This window comes from Rossellomorea marisflavi, from assembly GCF_022170785.1.
GTDB classification, from domain to species: domain Bacteria; phylum Bacillota; class Bacilli; order Bacillales; family Bacillaceae_B; genus Rossellomorea; species Rossellomorea marisflavi_B.
The window spans coordinates 521,901-538,378 of record NZ_CP081870.1; the positions used below are offsets into that span (position 1 = coordinate 521,901).

The following is a 16,478-nucleotide window of genomic DNA, read 5'->3' on the forward strand; positions in this document are numbered from 1 at the left end:
GATGAGAGAAATGGTAAAAGTATATTATAACGGTGACGTAAATGAAGAGGTTTTGAAAGGCAAGAAAGTGGCAGTTGTCGGATATGGATCTCAAGGTCATGCACACGCACTAAACCTGAAGGAAAGCGGATTTGATGTCGTAGTCGGTCTTCGTAAAGGCAAGTCATGGGATCAAGCGGTAGCAGATGGATTCGACGTATACTCCGTACGCGAAGCGAGCGAACAAGCGGACGTCATCATGGTCCTTCTCCCGGATGAGTATCAGCCGAAGGTGTATGAAGCCGAAATCAAACCGGCCCTTTCAGCGGGCAAAGCCCTCGCTTTCGCTCACGGATTCAACATCCATTTCTCTCAAGTCGTTCCTCCGGAAGATGTGGATGTATTCCTTGTAGCCCCTAAAGGTCCAGGGCATCTTGTGCGACGCACATTTGAAGAAGGCGCAGGTGTACCGGCACTGTTCGGCGTGTATCAGGATGTGACGGGAAATGCCCGAGACGTAGCCCTTGCGTACGCAAAAGGAGTGGGAGCAGGACGTGCAGGAATCCTCGAGACATCCTTCCAGGAAGAAACGGAAACCGATCTATTCGGTGAACAGGCTGTTCTGTGCGGGGGGCTGACATCCCTTGTGAAAGCAGGGTTTGAGACATTGGTGGAAGCAGGCTATCAAAAAGAAGTTGCCTACTTTGAGTGTCTCCATGAGCTGAAGCTGATCGTCGATCTTATGTATGAGCAAGGTCTCGAAGGAATGCGCTTCTCCATCTCCGATACAGCCCAGTGGGGTGACTTCGTTTCCGGCCCGCGTGTCGTGAATGAGGAAACGAAGGCGCGGATGAAGGATGTACTCACCGACATCCAGACAGGTAAATTTGCAAAGGGCTGGATCCTTGAAAACCAGGCAAACCGCCCTGAGTTCAACGCCATCAACAACCGTGAGAGCGAGCATCCGATCGAAGTGGTCGGCAAGGAATTGAGGGCCATGATGCCATTCGTACAGCAGAAATCCTCCAAAAAAGAGAAGGAAGTGGTCTCCAGTGCGAACCATTGATATTTTCGATACAACGCTTCGCGACGGTGAACAATCGGCGGGTGTGAACCTCAATACGCTTGAAAAGATCGAGGTGGCAAAGCAGCTGGAGCGCTTGGGAGTCGACGTCATAGAGGCCGGCTTCCCTGCTGCCTCCAAGGGTGACTTCGACGCAGTGAAACGGATCGGCGAAACGATCAAGAACAGCTCGGTGACCGGTCTTGCCAGAGCCCAGCAGCGGGATATCGATGCTGTATGGGGAGCGCTGAAGAACACGGCAGAGCCGAGGCTCCATGTATTCCTTGCCACATCGCCGATCCACATGACCCATAAGCTCAAGATGTCGCCGGACCAAGTCGTTGAAACAGCGGTCCAGGCCGTGAAATATGCGAAACAGTTCTTCCCCGTCGTCCAGTGGTCGGCAGAGGATGCTTGCCGTACCGATCTTGATTTCCTTGTCAGGATCATGAAGGAAGTCATCGATGCAGGAGCATCCGTCATCAACCTTCCCGATACGGTCGGCTATATCGCGCCTCAGAAGTACGGAGAAATCTTCAAATATGTCAGGGAGAATGTTCCGAATATTGACGGAATCAAGCTCTCCGCCCATTGTCATAACGACTTGGGGATGGCGACGGCCAACTCTCTCGCAGCAATCGAAAATGGAGCCGATCAGATCGAAGGGACGATCAACGGAATCGGAGAGCGGGCAGGAAATGCAGCCCTTGAAGAAATCGCCGTCGCCCTTCGGATCCGTGAAGATTTCTACAGTGCAGGGACGCGCCTGAAGCTTGATGAAATCAAGAAGACGAGCGCCCTTGTCAGCAAGCTTACGGGCATGAGGGTACCGGCAAACAAAGCCGTCGTCGGGGATAATGCCTTCGCCCATGAGTCCGGGATCCATCAGGACGGCATGCTGAAAGAAAAGACTACCTACGAAATCATCACACCGGAATTGATCGGGAACAGCTCGACCCGCCTCGTCCTCGGAAAGCACTCCGGACGTCATGCCTTCAAGAATAAGGCATCGGAGCTCGGATTCGAGCTGACGGATGAAAAGTTGAACGAAGCATTTCACGCGTTCAAAGAGCTTGCAGATAAGAAAAAAGAAATCGTGGATGATGATCTGTTCAGCATCCTGACGAATAAACAAACAGAAATGGTAGAAGGAGTCGGGTTCAGTCTTGAAAGGATGCAGGTGCAGTATGGGATGGACAATATCCCTACTGCAACGATCGAGCTGAAGCTTGAAGACGGAAGCGTCACCCAGCTTGCATCGACCGGTTCTGGCAGCGTGGAAGCTATCTATAATACAATCGAACGCATCCTTCCGGGGACATCGAAGCTGCTTGACTACCGGATCAACTCCGTCGGCGGTGGCCGGGATGCACTCGCCGAAGTCTATGTCCATCTGGAATATGAAGGTGTAAAGACAAGCGGAAGGGGAACCGCACAGGATGTACTCGAGGCTTCGGCCCGTGCCTATCTCAATGCCGTGAACCGACTGGCCCAGAGGAAAGCATCATCTGACGTAAAAGAAGCGGTGGAAGTAAGTTCGTAACAACATAACAGGGGTGGCGACGCCCCTTCAGGGAGGGACATTCTCATGAAAAAGAAAATTGCTGTATTACCTGGAGATGGAATCGGGCCGGAAGTGATGGATGGGGCCCTGAAGGTTCTGAAGGCCGTGGGTGATTGGTTCAACCATGAGTTTGAAGTGGAAAAAGGATACATCGGTGGAGCGGCTGTCGATCAATTCGGAAGTCCGCTCCCGGCAGAAACGATCGAGCTTTGCAAGAAGAGTGATGCCATCCTTCTTGGTGCCGTCGGAGGACCGCAGTGGGAGAACCTTCCTAAAGAACAGAGGCCGGAAAAAGGTCTTCTTGGGATCCGGAAGGAATTCGAACTGTTTGCGAACCTTCGGCCGGTAAAGGCATTTGACAGCTTGATCTCAGCTTCCCCCCTGAAAAAGGAAATCGTTGAAGATGTCGATATGATCATCGTTCGGGAACTGACGGGAGGACTGTACTTCGGGCAGCCATCCGGAAGGCAGGGAGCAGAAGATGAAGTGGCCGTCGATACCCTGGTCTATGAAAAGTCAGAGATCGAACGGATCGTCCATAAAGCTTTCCGTCTTGCTCAAAAGAGGAAGAAGCGTCTCACATCCGTCGACAAGGCCAATGTATTGGAAACAAGCCGAATGTGGAGAGAAATCGTCAACGAAGCAGCAAAGGAATACCCGGAAGTGGAAGTGGAGCACATGCTTGTTGATGTAGCTGCAATGAAGCTCATGTATCAGCCGGGTCAATTCGATGTCATGGTAACGGAGAATATGTTCGGCGACATCCTCAGTGATGAAGCCTCCATGATCACCGGATCACTGGGCATGCTGCCATCAGCCAGCCTGCGGGAGGATGCATTCGGACTCTATGAACCGGTCCATGGATCGGCGCCGGATATCGCAGGGAAAGGAAAAGCCAATCCCCTCGCCATGATCCTGTCGGTGGCCATGATGCTGAGGCATTCATTCGGCATGCAGGAAGAGGCGGAAATGATCGAAATGGCCGTGCAGGAAGTGTTGAATGCAGGCTTCCGGACAGGTGACCTTTGGAGCGGTGGAAGGGGCACTGCAGTCGGGACTGAAGCCATGAGCGATCTCGTCGTAGAGAGACTGGAAGCAGACCATGCACTATCTTCAATTCTATCAGCTTACCTATAAGAGACATCAAAATGCGACAGAAGTATAAGGAGGGAGCTCATGACGGGCAAAAACATTATTGAAAAGATTTGGGAAAGGCATGTTGTACAAAGAGAAGAAGGAAAGCCGGACCTCCTATATATCGATCTGCATCTGGTGCATGAAGTCACCTCCCCCCAGGCATTCGAAGGTCTGCGCATGAAGGGACGGCAGGTACGTCGTCCGGATCTGACCTACGCGACGATGGATCATAACGTCCCGACAAAGGAGCGGCATATCATCCGTGATGAGATTGCACGACTCCAGATGGATACACTGAAGAAGAATTGCCGGGAATTCGGCGTTACGTTAGCCGATATCCATCACCCTGATCAAGGGATCGTCCACGTCATCGGTCCGGAGCTCGGACTCACACAGCCAGGGAAGACGATTGTCTGCGGGGATAGCCATACATCCACGCATGGGGCGTTCGGTGCCCTGGCGTTCGGGATCGGGACGAGTGAGGTGGAGCACGTATTGGCTACCCAGACCCTTTGGCAATCGAGGCCGAAGACCCTTCAGGTGAACGTATCCGGAAAGCTTGGATTTGGGGTGACGGCAAAAGATGTGATCCTGAACATCATTTCCACTCACGGTGTCGGATTCGGTACCGGACATGTTATCGAGTTCACGGGCGACGTCATCCGGAACCTTTCCATGGAAGAGCGGATGACCGTCTGTAACATGAGTATCGAAGCAGGTGCAAAAGCAGGTCTCATCAGCCCTGACGAGACGACGATTGCCTATCTTGAAGGGCGTCCGAACCTTCCGAAGAATCGCTCATTCCAGGAGTTGAAAGAGGATTGGTTGTCCCTGCAGAGTGACGCCGATGCTGAGTATGATCAACGGATCGAGGTGAAGGGAGAGGACATTGAGCCTCACGTCACCTGGGGGACGAACCCCGGGATGGGGGCACCCATCACGGCGAGGATCCCGGATCCACAGTCGTATGAAGACGCGTCGGATCGTGAAGGGATCGAGCGTGCCCTTCACTATATGGGCCTTGAGCCTGATCAGTCCATTGAAGACATCACCGTTGACTATGTATTCATTGGCTCCTGTACCAACTCGCGGTTGAGCGATTTACGAGCAGCCGCCGAAGTGGTGCAGGGTCATAAGGTGAAGGAAGGGGTAACGGCACTTGTCGTTCCAGGCTCGTTCAGCGTAAAGCAACAGGCTGAGGAAGCAGGTCTCCATACCATCTTCCAAGAAGCGGGCTTTGAATGGAGGGAGGCAGGATGCAGCATGTGCCTCGCCATGAATGATGATATCGTCCCGCCGGGTAAGCGATGTGCCTCTACATCCAACCGTAATTTCGAAGGCAGGCAGGGCAACGGGTCGCGCACCCACCTCCTCAGCCCTTCCATGGCAGCGGCCGCTGCCGTGACGGGTAAGCTGACGGATGTCCGGAAATTAGAAAGGATTTCAGTATCATAGGAGGTGACACCATGGCAATCAATCATGTAAAAGAGAGCGTATTCCCGTTGCACCGGGATCACGTCGATACAGATCAAATCATCCCCAAACAGTTCTTGAAGCGGATCGAACGCCAGGGCTTCGGTCAGTTCCTATTCTATCATTGGCGATTTGAAGACGATGGGAAGACACTTCGGGAAGGATTTCTCCTTGACACCCCGGCCTACAAAGATGCCGGGATATTGATCGGAGGGAAGAATTTTGGATGTGGTTCATCGAGGGAGCACGCCCCTTGGGCGCTTCAGGATTTCGGGTTCTCAGTGGTCATTGCGAAGAGTTTTGCAGATATCTTCCATAACAACTGCTTGAAAAACGGCATCCTCCCGATCCGACTTGACGATCAAATCGTTGATCAGCTTTGGGCGAATGAACGGAAGGCTGAGCAGTATGAAATCGAGATTTCACTTGAGGATCAAACGATTAAAGATTCCGAAGGCTTGCAGGTGTCCTTCTCCATCGATCCCTACTGGAAGAATATGCTCATCAAAGGGCTGGATGAAATCGGATTGACCCTTGAATACGGTGACAGTATCGATGCCTATGAAAAAAAATATGAGGTGAGTAGCTTGGGAATTTAATGGATCACACTGACGTTGTAGAAGCAATGGAACGAATCGGCCATCAAGTGCACCGGACCCCTTTGAAGCAGTCGGCCACCTTGAATGCCTACACGGGCGGCGACATTTATATGAAGATGGAGAACCTTCAGCGTACGGGCTCCTTCAAAGTCCGGGGGGCCATGAACAAAATCATGTCCCTCCCGGAAGTGGAGGCAGAGAAAGGGATCATTGCTGCGTCTGCAGGCAACCATGCACAGGGTGTGGCCCTGGCTGCGGCCATGAGGAACGTCTCTTCGAAAATCTTCATGCCCAAACGCACTCCTTCTACGAAAGTCGCGGCTACCAGACATTACGGTGCAGGGGTTGTACTAGGTGGAGATACGTACAACGAAGCCTTCCAGTCGGCCCTTGAAGATCAACAGCAGCGGGGCTCCTCCTTCGTCCATGCATTCGATGATCCGAAGGTAATGGCAGGACAGGGGACGGTAGCGCTTGAAATGCTTCAACAACTGAGTGACTTGGAAGTCATCCTCGTACCGGTCGGAGGGGGTGGCCTCCTTGCGGGTATGGCCTCTGCCGTCAAAGCCTTTCACCCGAAGGTCCGAATCATCGGCGTTCAGGCACTGGGGGCACCTGCCACTTACAACTTCTTCACTGGAAGGGGGAAAGGTCCCCTGGAGCATGTCCATACGATTGCAGATGGACTGCTTGTGAAAAAGCCAGGGGAACTGACCTTCCCTATCATCAAACAATACGTCGATGATATGGTGACGGTAACGGATGAAGAAATTTCCTGTGCCATCATGTTCATGCTTGAACGGGAAAAGACCTTGGTTGAAGGGGCGGGTGCTGCTTCCCTTGCGGCGGTAATCTGTAAAAAGGTGAACGTTCAGGGGAAGAAGGTTGGCTGCGTCATCAGCGGAGGAAATATTGATCCAGGAAAGATCTCGGTATTCCGTGATCTGTCGAAGTCTGCCCGGCAGCTTCATCATATCCTGTAAACAGTGGGAAGGGCGGCTCTTTACGTAAAGGGCGGTCCTCTCTTTTCGTTGGAAGAATCCGTCTTTTATATATTTTCCATTTATTCTGAAAAATGTATTGTAAGGGCTGGATGTTTCCTCTATAATGTCCTCTATAGAAGAACAAATGTATATTCCAAATGAACACATGGAGGTTATGGCTAAATGGAATCCATATCAATCGGACTCTTGGGACTTGGAACAGTGGGGTCAGGGGTCGTTAAAATAGTAGAGAATCATCAGGATAAGCTGACCCATCAGATCGGCTGCCCGGTAAAAGTGAAAAAAGCACTCGTCCAGGAACTTGAGAAGGAAAGAGATCTGAAGCTCGGAAGGGAGGTCCTCACAACGGATCCAGCCGAAGTCCTGAACGATCCTGAGATTGATATTATCGTAGAGGTCATGGGAGGCATCGAGGCTACAAAGGAACACCTTCTATCCGCACTGAAGCAGAGAAAGCATGTTGTGACGGCCAACAAGGATCTTATGGCTCTCCATGGACCGGAACTATTGAAGACAGCATCTGAAAATGGCTGCGACCTTTTCTACGAGGCGAGCGTAGCAGGTGGGATCCCGATACTCAGAAGCCTGGTAGACGGGCTCTCTTCCGATCGAATCACGAAAATGATGGGAATCGTCAACGGCACGACGAACTTCATCCTTACCAAAATGACGAAAGAAGGCAGCAATTTTGAAGAGGTGCTGAAAGAAGCTCAGGACCTTGGGTATGCGGAAGCCGATCCAACGGCAGACGTAGGAGGTCTCGATGCTGCAAGGAAGATGGCGATCCTCTCCACGCTCGGTTTTTCCATGAATGTTGATCTTGCAGATGTCAAGGTTAAAGGGATCACAGGAGTGACGGGCGAAGATATTCAATACGCAGATCAATTCGACTATACGATGAAGCTCATCGGGTATGCCCATCGGGACGGGGAGAAGGTGGAGGTGAGCGTCGAACCGACCTTGCTGCAGAAGGAACATCCTCTTGCTTCTGTCAATGATGAGTATAATGCCGTATATGTGTATGGAGAAGCCGTAGGTGAAACGATGTTCTATGGACCGGGTGCAGGAAGCCTTCCTACGGCTACTGCGGTCGTATCAGATATGGTGGGGATCATGAAGAATATGAGGCTTGGAGTCAACGGGAAGAGCGCGGTCCATCCCCAGTTCACTAAGAAGCTCAAGGAGTCGTCTGAAATCAAATCGAAGCATTTCCTTCGTCTCCATGTAAAGGATGAGGTGGGCGTGCTATCGAAGCTGACCAGCATTTTTGCTTCTCACGGGGTAGGATTTGAAAAAATCCTTCAAAACCCATTGGCAACGGAGGGAGTAGCCGAAATCGTCGTGGTGACCCATCAGGCCTCCCTGGATCATTTCGAGGACATCCTTATGGAACTGAAAGACGAAGAAACGGTACATTCCATCGAGAGCACTTACAGAGTAGAAGGAGGCGGAAAGGCATGAGTTGGGACGGACTGATCAAGGAGTATGGAGAGAACCTGCCTGTTTCGGGGCAAACACCCGGATTGACACTGCATGAAGGGAATACGCCCCTCATCAAGCTTGAAAACCTGTCCAAGGAATGGGGCATCGATCTTCATGTGAAGGTTGAAGGAGCCAATCCGACAGGATCCTTCAAGGATCGCGGGATGGTCCTGGCAGTGGCGAAGGCGGTCGAAGAAGGAAGCTCGACAGTCATCTGTGCATCCACCGGTAACACGTCAGCGTCTGCTGCAGCATACGCCGCACGTGCCGGACTCAAATGCATCGTCGTTATTCCTGAAGGTAAGATCGCACAAGGAAAACTTGCACAGGCGGTCATGTACGGTGCTGAGATCGTCTCCATTGAAGGGAATTTCGATCAAGCGTTGGAAATCGTCCGGGATCTTAGCCGGACCGAAGCGGTCACCCTGGTCAATTCAGTGAATCCATATCGGCTGGAAGGACAGAAGACGGCAGCCTTCGAGGTGGTGGATACGCTCGGCTCTGCCCCCGATATCCTGGCCATTCCTGTAGGGAACGCAGGGAATATCTCTGCTTACTGGAAAGGATTCAAGGAATACGACGGGAAGAAGCAATCAGGTCTTCCAAGGATGTTCGGATTCGAAGCATCCGGTGCCGCACCACTTGTTCATGACCGGGTGATCGAGCAGCCTGAAACCTTGGCGACGGCCATCAGAATCGGCAACCCGGCGAGCTGGTCGCTGGCAGTGGACGCCCTGAAGGAATCGAATGGACATATCAATGAGGTCACGGATGAAGAAATCATTGAAGCGTATCAGCTTCTTGCCAAGACAGAGGGGATCTTTGCCGAACCTGCCTCATGTGCTTCCATCGCAGGCATCCGCAAATCCCTCCAGTCAGGCGTGCTGCCTAAAGGATCGAAGGTTGTGGCCGTCCTCACGGGGAATGGCCTGAAGGATCCCCAGACAGCGATTGAATATAGTCCCGTCATTCCGGCGAAACTCCCGAATGATAGGGAAGCTGTGAAGGATTATATCAAGGGGACGATGGGGGTATGGTAGGCGAAGGGCGCTCTTGGAAAATCACTGTTCCAGCCAGTACGGCGAATCTTGGACCGGGTTTTGATTCCATCGGCCTTTCACTGAACCTCTATCTGAACCTTGATGCCGAGGAAGCGGAGCGATGGGAGGTTATTGCCCTTTCACCGGAACTTAAAGAGTTCCCGAAGGATGAGGAGCATTTCATCGTATGTGTGGCCATGGAAGTAGCAGGACGTCATGGTAAGGTCCATCCGCCGTGCAAGCTGTCCGTGGAGAGCATGATCCCGCTCACTCGGGGACTCGGATCGAGTGCCGCAGCCGTCATTGCCGGGGTTGAACTGGCGAATGCCGCCTGTGGGCTGAACCTGACGATGCTTGAGAAGCTGAAGGAAGCCAATCGATTTGAAGGCCATCCTGATAATGTGGGAGCATCCCTTTACGGAGGACTTGTGATTGCGACTCAGTCGGGAGAGGATTTGGAACTCGTATCGATTCAAAATCCTGCTTTTGATGTGGTCGCCGTCATTCCCCCGACGGAGCTGAAAACTTCTGAGGCACGGGAAGCACTGCCCGATGAGCTTTCATTCACTGAATCGGTCCTTGCAGGATCCGTATCCAACGTCCTGGTCGCCGCCCTCCTGAATGGTGATCTTGAAACAGCCGGCAGGATGATGAAGGCGGATCGCTACCATCAGCCATACCGCAAAAGCCTCTTACCACATTATGATCTGGTGGAAAGGACTGCACTCGAAGCAGGGGCATTCGGCGTCGCTCTAAGTGGGGCCGGCCCTACGATTGCTTGCTTTACCGGGAAGGGGGAAGGGGCGGATCTTGCTAACGAAATCAAGCAGTCATTTCCCCATATGCTCGTCCGTCACCTTCTGATTACATCCGAAGGCAGCTCTGTCCTTGAGCAGCCGAAGGTCCGTCCTTTCACGCTATAAGCGAAGGGGCGGGCTTTTTTTCACTTTCACCTCGTCATCACAATCCCCTGCTCTTCGTCATCCGCATATAAGTGATAGATCGAACGCGGTTGAATTCCCAGGTCCTCGCGAAGCTCTTTGGGAATATTCACTGTTCCTTTCTCCGATATAAATCCTTTATTGTAGGTGGTCTCTTCGAGTGCCTCCCTGATCAGGATGGACCCTGCCTCATGGATGAATTCCGCCTGTCTGCCTGGCAACAATCCGAATCGTTCCCGCCACTCTCTCGGAATGGTGATGCTACCGCTCCGGCTGAACAGCCTTGTTTTATGAAGCGTACACATATTCTGTCACCTGCTTTCACATAGTAACCTTTTTCCTCAAGGAAGAGCTTTAAACGTACAGGGGGCAATTTGGTTCAAAGGAAGGAGGGACAAAAAAGACAGATGGTCTGAATTCATCTCCTAAGCACCCTCACAGCGTGGTATGATAGGGGAGTCGGAAACAGCACTGTGATAATTCATCATAGTTGGTGAAACCATATAGGAAAGACTACGTGAATTTAGGTGACGCTTAAGATGGGACAAGCTAAATGGATAGCCGCACGAATTGCGTTGATGTATTTTCTGGTCGGATTGCTTTGGATTTTCTTATCTGACTATGTGTCGATTCATCTGGCAAAGGAGAATCTGGGTTTATATATATACTCCCAACGCTTTAAAGGGTGGTTTTTCATCCTCATCACAGGCGTAGTACTCTATTTCCTTGTCCATAAGACCACACGTGAAATCACACTTGCCAATGAGCGGTTGCGTAAGAAAGAAGTCCAGCTTGAAAGCAGGAATCAGCACTATCATTCCCTTATTGAGCAAAATCCCGACGCCTTCATTGAGTTATCCTTGAACGGTCAGGTCATCTATGTGAATGGTGAGGCGGAAAAGCTCCTTGAATCGTCCATGGATCGCCTCAAGTCGGTTTCGTTCAGCCAATACTTAGAAAAGAACGATCTGAACCTGTTGAAAGGACACCATTCCCAAACATTGAAAGGTGTGCCTTCAACATTTGAAACGACCATCCACCTTGGTGTTCGGTCAAAATTGGTGCGATGTTCCTTTGTCCCCATCATCATCAATGACGAAGTGACCGGTATGTTTGCCATTGCCCGGGATATCACCCGTGAGAGGAAAAACGAGGAAATGGCACTCGCCTCGGAAAAGCTTTCGGTCATCGGACAGCTGGCTGCAGCTGTCGCCCATGAAATCAGGAATCCATTGACCTCACTAAAGGGCTTCATCCAGCTGTTGAAAACGTCAAATGAAGTGCAGTCATCATACTTGGATATCATGCATCAAGAAGTCGACAGGATCGATCTGATCTCAGGAGAAATGCTCATACTCGGTAAACAACAGGATATCCCGTTTCGTCCTCACCGTATCGACCAATTATTATCCCATGTCCTCGTACTGATGGAAGCGCAGGCACATATGGATAATGTGTCCATGACCTTTCGCAACAAGGGACTTGAAGACATGCTGGTGATGGGCGAGGGCAATCAGCTTAAGCAAGTATTCATCAATATTATCAAGAATGGTGTGGAATCCATACCGGAGAATCGGAACGGACATGTGTGCATTACGTTAGGCAGTTCCGATGATCACGCCTTCATATATGTAGAAGATAACGGTACAGGAATGGATCCGGAGCGTGTGGAGCGACTCGGAGAACCATTCTACTCGACAAAAGAAAAAGGGACCGGACTTGGACTTGCTGTATGTCAAAAAATCATCCAGCGCCATAAAGGCTCCTTAACATTTAAAACAGAAAAAGATGTCGGTACAACGGTGGAAATCCGCCTTCCATTATGGAAAGGAAGTACATGTGCCGATGCAGAAGAGAGGAATGTAACATGAAAGCAACTGAACTTATCGATCACCCAGCCATACAAAAGACGTGGGATGAATCCAGTTTTGGAGATATGACCCCGATCCAGGAAAAAGCCATCCCGAAGGTGCTTGAAGGAAAAGACCTTATCTGCGAGTCGCCGACAGGAACAGGAAAAACATTAGCCTATCTGCTTCCCATCATCCAGGCTATCGATCCTTCGAGAAAGCAGGCACAGGCAGTGATCATTGCCCCTTCAAGGGAACTGGTGATGCAAATTCAACAGGAAATTACTAAATGGGGCAAAGATACGGGCGTTACCGGTGCGGCCTTCATCGGTGGAGCAAATATCAAGAAGCAGCTGGAAAAGCTGAAAAAGAAGCCTCATATCATCGTCGGTACAACGGGACGTCTCCTGGAGCTCATGAAGCTGAAAAAACTGAAGATGCATGAAGTGAAAACCATCGTTGTGGATGAGTTCGACCTGATGATCACTCACGAGCATGTGAAAGAAGTCCGGGAAATCATCAAATCGACACTGAAGGAGAGACAGGTGCTCTTCTTCTCTGCAACTTTGTCACCGGAAACCTCAAGGGTGGCTGAAGAGCTCTTGCAGGATCCGGAATTAGTGAAGATCGATGAAAAATTGGACCAGCCGAATGTCGAGCATCTTTATGTGTACACAGAGCTCCGTGATAAGATCGAGGCGCTGAGAAATCTTGCTCATTTCAAGGACATAAAAGCCCTTGTATTTTTCAATCAGCTTGATAAACTTTCCGAGGCAGAAGAAAAGTTGAAATTTAAAGGCGTGGATCTGGAGGTACTTGCAGGGGAATCCAAGAAGGTGGAGAGGAAGGCATCTCTAGACCGCTTCAGGGCTGGGAAAGTCCCGATGCTCCTTACAACGGATGTGGCAGCGCGCGGCCTCGATATCCAAGGGGTCACCCACGTAGTTCATTTCGATTTCCCGACCGATACAAAGCAGTACATCCATCGTTCGGGCAGAACGGGAAGAATGGGAGCTTCAGGAACCGTCATTTCCCTGGTATCCAAACGTGAACAGAGCTTCCTTGAAAAGCTCGGAAAAGAAGTGGATTTATCGTTCAATGAAAAAACAATCCACGGCGGACAGCTGAAAGATCCGCGATAATTGCTGCCCTGACGGCCGCTCCTGTTGACAGGAGGGGTCGTTTTTTAATCCCTGAACACAGTGCAAGACGCTGTCTATGTATACTGAACATAAACAGCGCCTTAATGTAAATACATCTTATTCAATTTACCTTTACGATCCTTTCTTACTAATCAACATACGAACCTTCATTTTTTAAAATTAATGGAATTGCATGCTTTAGTTTATTTTTTTCGTTCTTCTGATTTTCCCACATGCCCACAGGATACGAAGGAGGTTTTCACGGGCCTTCTTCTGGCGTATCGTGATTTAGCATGCTTCGCTGACGTTCTTCATTGGTATCATCCCCTGAAATAAGAATGATGCGCGTCCCCGCATATCCACACGATCCTGAAACTGGTTTTCACGGGCCATTTCATTGCGGATGGTGATGTTGATATGCTTTGCTTTCCTACTTCATTGGAATCACGCCTTTCTTTTAAGGTGGGTGGTGCTTTCTTTTGTTATTATGTATCATAGCAGGTTCGTGCAATTAATCAAATGTTCAGAATTATTGATATAATCTGATTTAAAGAGGATTTTGTAGGGGAATCGTGGTTTTTCTTTATTTTTTGTAAAGTTTCTTTGTTTTTTAGTGTTTTTCTTGAGGAAGACGGTTAAATCAGGGGTTTATATAGGTTTTGGGGGAGTGTTGGTTTAACTTACGAATTGTGATGGGTTCATTCAGCCTTGGATCTTTGAGTTGAGTTGGGGTGTGATGGGTTCGTTCCGTTTCGCTTCGGGTGGCCGCTTTCCGCGGGGCGAGCGATGAGCCTCCTCGTGCCTGCGGGGTCTCATCTGCCCGCCTATCCGCAGGAGTCGTCCACCCTCCGCTGCACTGCACTATGCGTTGATGATGGGGGTGGAAGGGAATGGTCCCAGTTCACCCTACTTTTAGTAAAGGGCCATTCAACTCCATGCTTCTTCTTTGAGTTGGTTGTGTAGTGAGTGATGGGTTCGTTCCGTTTCGCTGCGGGTGGCCGCTTTCCGCGAGGGCGAGCGATGAGCCTCCTCGTGCCTGCGGGGTCTCATCTGCCCGCCTATCCGCAGGAGTCGACCACCCTTCGCTGCACTGCACGATGCGGTGATGATGGGGTGGAAGGGAATGGTCCAACAATTCACCCTGCATTTTGGTAAATAACCATTTAACTCCCCTTTTTTGAGTGGGATGTGGGGTGATGGGTTCGTTCCGTTTCGCTACGGGTGGCCGCTTTCCGCGGGGCGAGCGGTGAGCCTCCTCGTGCCTGCGGGGTCTCATCCGCCCGCCTACCCGCAGGAGTCGACCACCCTTCGCTGCACTGCACGATGCGGTGATGATGGGGTGGAAGGGAATGGTCCAACAATTCACCCTGCATTTTGGTAAATAACCATTTAACTCCCCTTTTTTGAGTGGGATGTGGTGTGATGGGTTCGTTCCGTTTCTCTACGGGTGGCCGCTTTCCGCGGGGCGAGCGATGAGCCTCCTCGTGCCTGCGGGGTCTCATCTGCCCGCCTATCCGCAGGAGTCGACCACCCTTCGCTGCACTGCACGATGCGGTGATGATGGGGTGGAAGGGAATGGTCCAACAATTCACCCTGCATTTTGGTAAATAACCATTTAACTCCCCTTTTTTGAGTGGGATGTGGGGTGATGGGTTCGTTCCGTTTCGCTACGGGTGGCCGCTTTCCGCGGGGCGAGCGATGAGCCTCCTCGTGCCTGCGGGGTCTCATCCGCCCGCCTTTCCGCAGGAGTCGTCCACCCTCCGCTGCACTGCACTATGCGGTGAAGAGGGTTATCACTTTTGCTTCACCCTGCTTTTTAGTGACGTGGTGGTTGGTATCGATGATCGGTTTTTCTTATGTGGTCTGATCCAAAACGGTGAATGGTTAGGGGAGGGGGGGTTTGTTATAGTGGTGGTAGGATGTGGAAAATGGAGGGGTGAGGATGAATGAGTGGAATGCTTCTCAGTATTTGATGTTTGGAGATGAACGGACACAGCCGTCGATTGATTTGATTGGGCGGATCGATCATGTGGATCCCCGCCGGGTGCTTGATATTGGCTGTGGGCCGGGTAACGGGACGGAGCGGTTGCATCTCCGCTATCCGGATGCAGATGTGTATGGAATTGATTCTTCTATTGCGATGATTGAGGCAGCGAGGCAGGCATATCCCCGTATGCGGTTTGATTTGTGTGATGCGTCCAAAGACCTGCCGTCATTGGATCGTGGGTATGATATTGTCTTCTCAAACGCCGTGATCCAATGGATTCCCGATCATGGGAAGTTGCTGGGGGAGATGTTCCAATTGCTGAACGATGGGGGGACGCTTGCTGTGCAGATGCCGATCAATGAGGGGTCTCCTGCTTTCCGGGTGATCAACGAAGTGATCCGTGATCCGAAATGGGGGTTTACGGAGAAGGAATTCTCTCAGACGAATAAGCTGCCAGTCGGGGATTACGTAGATATCCTGTCGGGGCTTACAGACGTATTTTCTGTGTGGGAAACTTCCTATTATCATAGGATGAAGGAGCATGAGGAAATCCTGGAATGGGTTAAGGGGACGAAGCTCCTTCCCTTTTTGAAGGCCCTTGAGGCGGATGAAGCGAAAAAACAAGCCTTTCAGCGGGAGATCCTTGAGGGGATTAAGGGGCAATATTCCAGACAAGTCAACGGCGAAATCATGTTTCGCTTTAAACGACTGTTCTTCACAGCAAAAAAATAATCGGTGCACGCCCCGATACCCCGACGCTCCGTGTCGGGGTATCACAGTATGGACATCAGTATTCAGACCGTCGCTTTAAATACTGATCCTCAAGGTCCATTTCCCGGTTGACGAGCCGTTCCATTTCTTCGAGGTGGTGGGTCTCGACGACGGGATCGAGGGGAGACCAGCGGACGTTGTAAACAAAATAGTAGGATCGTATTTTCCTGAGTATGACCAGAGAGTGTGGGAACAGGTCGAATTCAGCTTTGATGCTTCGGAAGCGAGTGTATCCCCATTTGGTTATGTTCATCATGTATCACCCGTTTTCTTATTCCCTTTCTGAAGGGAGGATTAACGTAGGGAAGACAGTTACATGGAGGATTCCATTGTTGAGAGAGGACGAGGGGGTTAAACAAACGTTTGGTTGGGGGAGCAAATGCTTATTATAGTATAGGGTCATTCGTTAAACAACCGTTTAAGGGGCTGATTGGTCATTGCCATGA

Annotated in this window: 14 protein-coding genes; 12 read left to right on the top strand and 2 right to left on the bottom strand. The window is 50.8% G+C overall.

The window, feature by feature from the left end:
- Positions 1 to 10: 10 nt before the first annotated feature.
- The 9 genes from ilvC to thrB all read left to right on the top strand — a co-directional run bounded on the left by ilvC (position 11) and on the right by thrB (position 10,264).
- Positions 11 to 1,045 carry a ketol-acid reductoisomerase gene (gene ilvC / locus K6T23_RS02735; RefSeq protein WP_238283541.1) on the top strand — a complete coding sequence of 345 codons (1,035 nt, stop codon included), beginning with the start codon at positions 11 to 13 and terminating at the stop codon, positions 1,043 to 1,045.
- Positions 1,032 to 2,585 (top strand): 2-isopropylmalate synthase, encoded by a 1,554-nt coding sequence (locus K6T23_RS02740; RefSeq protein WP_238283542.1) that lies wholly within the window; start codon positions 1,032 to 1,034, stop codon positions 2,583 to 2,585. The genes ilvC and K6T23_RS02740 overlap by 14 nt, the downstream gene beginning before the upstream one ends.
- A gap of 45 nt (positions 2,586 to 2,630) precedes the next feature.
- Positions 2,631 to 3,743 carry a 3-isopropylmalate dehydrogenase gene (leuB, locus tag K6T23_RS02745; RefSeq protein ID WP_048005705.1) on the top strand — a complete coding sequence of 371 codons (1,113 nt, stop codon included), beginning with the start codon at positions 2,631 to 2,633 and terminating at the stop codon, positions 3,741 to 3,743.
- A 39-nt stretch (positions 3,744 to 3,782) separates the two neighbouring features.
- On the top strand, positions 3,783 to 5,198 hold the full coding sequence (gene leuC / locus K6T23_RS02750) for a 3-isopropylmalate dehydratase large subunit (protein WP_142126373.1): 1,416 nt from the start codon (positions 3,783 to 3,785) through the stop codon (positions 5,196 to 5,198).
- Positions 5,199 to 5,209: 11 nt separating this feature from the next.
- Positions 5,210 to 5,815: a 3-isopropylmalate dehydratase small subunit gene (gene leuD, locus K6T23_RS02755; protein WP_079514717.1), complete on the top strand. Its 606-nt coding sequence runs from the start codon at positions 5,210 to 5,212 to the stop codon at positions 5,813 to 5,815.
- Positions 5,815 to 6,798 (top strand): threonine ammonia-lyase, encoded by a 984-nt coding sequence (ilvA, locus tag K6T23_RS02760; RefSeq protein ID WP_238283543.1) that lies wholly within the window; start codon positions 5,815 to 5,817, stop codon positions 6,796 to 6,798. Before leuD ends, ilvA begins: the two co-directional genes overlap by 1 nt.
- A gap of 183 nt (positions 6,799 to 6,981) precedes the next feature.
- Positions 6,982 to 8,280 carry a homoserine dehydrogenase gene (locus tag K6T23_RS02765; protein WP_056532796.1) on the top strand — a complete coding sequence of 433 codons (1,299 nt, stop codon included), beginning with the start codon at positions 6,982 to 6,984 and terminating at the stop codon, positions 8,278 to 8,280.
- Positions 8,277 to 9,341: a threonine synthase gene (thrC, locus tag K6T23_RS02770; RefSeq protein ID WP_056532798.1), complete on the top strand. Its 1,065-nt coding sequence runs from the start codon at positions 8,277 to 8,279 to the stop codon at positions 9,339 to 9,341. Before K6T23_RS02765 ends, thrC begins: the two co-directional genes overlap by 4 nt.
- Entirely contained in the window at positions 9,335 to 10,264 is a 930-nt protein-coding gene (gene thrB / locus K6T23_RS02775) for a homoserine kinase (protein ID WP_238283544.1), read from the top strand. Before thrC ends, thrB begins: the two co-directional genes overlap by 7 nt.
- A 26-nt stretch (positions 10,265 to 10,290) precedes the next feature.
- Here the strand turns inward: thrB and K6T23_RS02780 are convergent, their stop codons facing one another.
- Positions 10,291 to 10,587 carry a hypothetical protein gene (locus K6T23_RS02780; protein WP_218245082.1) on the bottom strand — a complete coding sequence of 99 codons (297 nt, stop codon included), beginning with the start codon at positions 10,585 to 10,587 and terminating at the stop codon, positions 10,291 to 10,293.
- A 234-nt stretch (positions 10,588 to 10,821) separates the two neighbouring features.
- Between K6T23_RS02780 and K6T23_RS02785 the strand changes: the two genes are divergently transcribed.
- From K6T23_RS02785 to K6T23_RS02795, 3 genes are all read left to right on the top strand, one after another.
- Positions 10,822 to 12,153 (top strand): ATP-binding protein, encoded by a 1,332-nt coding sequence (locus tag K6T23_RS02785; protein WP_238283545.1) that lies wholly within the window; start codon positions 10,822 to 10,824, stop codon positions 12,151 to 12,153.
- Complete coding sequence (locus tag K6T23_RS02790) at positions 12,150 to 13,274, top strand: DEAD/DEAH box helicase (protein WP_056532809.1); 1,125 nt, start codon at positions 12,150 to 12,152, stop codon at positions 13,272 to 13,274. The genes K6T23_RS02785 and K6T23_RS02790 overlap by 4 nt, the downstream gene beginning before the upstream one ends.
- 1,942 nt (positions 13,275 to 15,216) lie before the next feature.
- Entirely contained in the window at positions 15,217 to 15,993 is a 777-nt protein-coding gene (locus tag K6T23_RS02795) for a methyltransferase domain-containing protein (RefSeq protein ID WP_238283546.1), read from the top strand.
- A 55-nt stretch (positions 15,994 to 16,048) separates the two neighbouring features.
- Here the strand turns inward: K6T23_RS02795 and K6T23_RS02800 are convergent, their stop codons facing one another.
- Positions 16,049 to 16,288, bottom strand: coding sequence for a hypothetical protein (locus K6T23_RS02800; protein WP_235563412.1), 240 nt, complete (start codon positions 16,286 to 16,288; stop codon positions 16,049 to 16,051).
- Positions 16,289 to 16,478: the final 190 nt, after the last annotated feature.

Excerpts from the sequence above, each read along its gene's own strand:
- ilvC (WP_238283541.1), top strand. The coding sequence starts at position 11 with ATGGTAAAAGTATATTATAACGGTGACGTAAATGAAGAGGTTTTGAAA.
- leuB (WP_048005705.1), top strand. The coding sequence starts at position 2,631 with ATGAAAAAGAAAATTGCTGTATTACCTGGAGATGGAATCGGGCCGGAA.
- leuC (WP_142126373.1), top strand. The coding sequence starts at position 3,783 with ATGACGGGCAAAAACATTATTGAAAAGATTTGGGAAAGGCATGTTGTA.
- leuD (WP_079514717.1), top strand. The coding sequence starts at position 5,210 with ATGGCAATCAATCATGTAAAAGAGAGCGTATTCCCGTTGCACCGGGAT.
- ilvA (WP_238283543.1), top strand. The coding sequence starts at position 5,815 with ATGGATCACACTGACGTTGTAGAAGCAATGGAACGAATCGGCCATCAA.
- K6T23_RS02765 (WP_056532796.1), top strand. The coding sequence starts at position 6,982 with ATGGAATCCATATCAATCGGACTCTTGGGACTTGGAACAGTGGGGTCA.
- thrC (WP_056532798.1), top strand. The coding sequence starts at position 8,277 with ATGAGTTGGGACGGACTGATCAAGGAGTATGGAGAGAACCTGCCTGTT.
- thrB (WP_238283544.1), top strand. The coding sequence starts at position 9,335 with ATGGTAGGCGAAGGGCGCTCTTGGAAAATCACTGTTCCAGCCAGTACG.
- K6T23_RS02780 (WP_218245082.1), bottom strand. The coding sequence starts at position 10,587 with ATGTGTACGCTTCATAAAACAAGGCTGTTCAGCCGGAGCGGTAGCATC.
- K6T23_RS02785 (WP_238283545.1), top strand. The coding sequence starts at position 10,822 with ATGGGACAAGCTAAATGGATAGCCGCACGAATTGCGTTGATGTATTTT.
- K6T23_RS02790 (WP_056532809.1), top strand. The coding sequence starts at position 12,150 with ATGAAAGCAACTGAACTTATCGATCACCCAGCCATACAAAAGACGTGG.
- K6T23_RS02795 (WP_238283546.1), top strand. The coding sequence starts at position 15,217 with ATGAATGAGTGGAATGCTTCTCAGTATTTGATGTTTGGAGATGAACGG.
- K6T23_RS02800 (WP_235563412.1), bottom strand. The coding sequence starts at position 16,288 with ATGATGAACATAACCAAATGGGGATACACTCGCTTCCGAAGCATCAAA.